At 57.3% G+C, this 2,923-nt stretch carries 2 protein-coding genes; one reads left to right on the top strand and one right to left on the bottom strand.

Features of this window, described 5'->3' with window-relative positions:
- Positions 1-14 precede the first annotated feature (14 nt).
- The gene (locus AC1DXX_RS33225) at positions 15-1,541 is read left to right on the top strand and encodes an aldehyde dehydrogenase family protein (protein WP_478138456.1); all 1,527 of its coding nucleotides are present in this window, start codon (positions 15-17) and stop codon (positions 1,539-1,541) included.
- A gap of 121 nt (positions 1,542-1,662) precedes the next feature.
- Here the strand turns inward: AC1DXX_RS33225 and AC1DXX_RS33220 are convergent, their stop codons facing one another.
- A complete protein-coding gene (locus AC1DXX_RS33220; protein WP_478138455.1) occupies positions 1,663-2,637 on the bottom strand; it encodes a TRAP transporter substrate-binding protein in 975 nt (324 codons plus the stop codon).
- Positions 2,638-2,923: the final 286 nt, after the last annotated feature.

The following is a 2,923-nucleotide window of genomic DNA, read 5'->3' as shown; positions in this document are numbered from 1 at the left end:
CCCCCGGACACCCCATGCATAGCGCCTTTACCCCCAGAGATTCAGTGAAATATTGGTACGACAAAACTGCCAGCGTTCAACTGGAAGGCCGTCACTTCATTGATGGCGAATTCAGAAACTCCATTTCTGAAATGATCTTCGATTCGATCAATCCGGCCACCGGCCGCTTGCTGTGCACCGTGGCACGAGGTCAAGCCGACGACATCGATGCGGCCGTGGCAGCGAGCCGGCGTGCGTTCAAGGCGGGCATCTGGTCTCGCATGGCACCGCGAGTGCGCATGGCGGTGCTGTACCGGTTTGCTGACCTGATCGAAGAGCACATCGAAGACTTCGCCTTGTTGGACACTTTGGACATGGGAAAGCCCATCACCGAGATGCTCACGGTTGACGTTCCACTGGCGTTGCTCTGCCTGCGCTTCACAGCCGAAAGCATTGACAAGTTGGGAGGACGCGTGGGTGCGACGGCATCCCAGGTCCTAAGCTACGTTCTGAACCAGCCATTGGGCGTCGTCGGCTGCATCGTTCCTTGGAATTACCCGTTGCTTATGACCATGTGGAAGATTGCGCCCGCGCTGGCTGCAGGCAACTCGGTCGTGCTCAAACCAGCTGAGCAATCGCCTCTGAGTGCAGCGCTGCTTGCGCGCCTGTTTGTGCAGGCAGGTGGGCCAATCGGCGTGCTGAATGTGGTTCAAGGACTTGGCGAGGAATGCGGCAAGGCTCTCGCTCTGCATCCGGATGTCGACAAAATCGCATTCACCGGTTCGGCCGAGGTCGGCAAATTGATGCTGATCTACGCCGGCCAATCGAACATGAAAAAGGTGTCGACCGAATGTGGTGGCAAGTCGCCCCATGTGATTTTGGCCGACGCAAAAGATCTGGACACTGCGGCCGCCTGGGCTGCGATGGGTATCTTTGGCAACCAGGGCGAGGTTTGCTGCGCTGGTTCGCGACTCATCGTCGAGCGAAGCGTTGCCGCTGATTTTGTGTCTGCGCTGGCCGACAAGGCAAAGACTTCACATACGCCGGGAGATCCTCTGAATCCGGCGACCCAGATGGGCCCGTTGGTGACGCGCGCACATCAGCAGCGTGTGCTTGACTACATTGACATCGCCAGAAGCGAGGGTGCTGAATGCGTGCTTGGGGGCGGCAAACCATCGGGTTTGGCCCCTGGCATTACTGATGGAGCATTTGTCAGCCCCACCATATTCACGCAAGTCGATAACGACATGCGAGTGGCGCGTGAAGAGGTCTTCGGCCCTGTCGCAAGCGTTATCGCTGTCGACGATTTCGACGATGCAATTCGCATTGCCAATGACAGCCCATTCGGCTTGGCGGCAGGTATCTGGACACGCGATCTGGACAAGGCGCATCGCTTTGCCCGCGATGTCGATGCAGGCATGGTGTACGTCAATAGCTACATGGACGGAGACATGCAATTGCCATTCGGCGGCTGGAAAGAATCGGGCAATGGGCGTGACAAATGCATCGAGGCCATTCTTTCGTACACGCAGTCCAAAGGCGTTTGGATGACCATGCAGTAGGCTTGGCAACTTCCTCAGCCGCTCACCTTCAGAACTCGGTCGACGTGCCGCTTGGTTGCAAAGGCAATCGCGATGACCGCGGTCGCGGTCTATCCCCCTCGCCTTCTATATACACTGCGTCCTACTGGTTACCGACGATGGCGAACAATGCGCTCCGAGTTGCCGGATCGGCCATGTATTTGGTGTAGAGCGGCGACATTTTCCGGATGTAAGGAGAAAAGTCCTGCACGTTGGCAAACTGGACTCCTTCTTTCGTCACTGCGGCACGCGCAGAGACGACCCGTTTCTCCCAGAGCTCGCGCATCAATATCGCCGATTTCTTCCCGGCTTTCTGGAACACGGCCTGTTCCTCAGGGCTGAGCCGGCTCCACAGCTTGCTGGAGACAACCAATGCTTCGGGAGAAATCATGTGGCTGTCCAGCAGCATGTACTTGGCCACCTTGTAGTGCCCGGTGGCTTCGTACGAAGCCATGTTTCCTTCGGCACAGTCAATCGTTCCTTTTTGAAATCCATCGAGCACCTCCTTGTAGGGCACAACCACTGGCGTCGCACCCAGCAGTTTGACCATCTCGATGTACACCTCCGATTGCTGCACCCGGATTTTTTGCCCGGCCAGGTCTTCGCGCTTCGTCACCGGTTTGTTGGCACAGTAGAACGAGCGGGCACCGCCGTCGTACCAGCCAAGCACCACGTAGCCCGAAGCCCGAAGCGTCTCCCCCAAACGCTCGCCCATCTCGCCGTCCAAGTAGCGAAACATGTGCGCAGAGTCGTGGAACAAGAAAGGGAGATTGAATGCCTTGAGTCCTGGCGCGGCCTCGGACAGCGGAGCCGAATTGAATTCGGCGACATCGATCTCACCGGCTTTGAGCATGGCGACCGCCTTGCCCTGGTCACCCAAAACAGCGTTGGAAAACAACTCGATTTTGTATTTCCCTTTGGTTGCCACATCTACTTCTTGAATGAAGCTTTTCATGGCCTCCGTGACCGGGTAGCCGTCGGGGTGAGTGTTCCAAGCCCGCAATGGTGTTTGAGCTTCGGCGGCAAGGCTTCCCAAGCAGAGAACGGTAAAAACAAAGCGGCAAAACCCTGAACGCATGAATACGACTCGCAACAAAAGTGTTGCGCAGAATAGCCGCAGGCGCCCTCGGAAACCTGAACATCCGTTCAGGTTGGGCGCTGATTTTGAGTAGGTTTGCACTACTTCACGGAGCACTTCAAATGGGGTAGATCGCACGAGGCTTCGACGACGCCTGGAAGTCATCGAGAGCTTCCCTGGCTTCAACTGGGCCAGTTGTCCAGCGATTGCAGGATGCGCAGCACCCGCGGCGCACCGGAATTGGCCCGCTGCCGGTTCAGCGAGGCGCGCCTCTTAAGAGCATTGC

The organism is Variovorax sp. P4_B10 (assembly GCF_056402375.1).
This window is presented reverse-complemented; position numbering and strand designations above follow the sequence as displayed.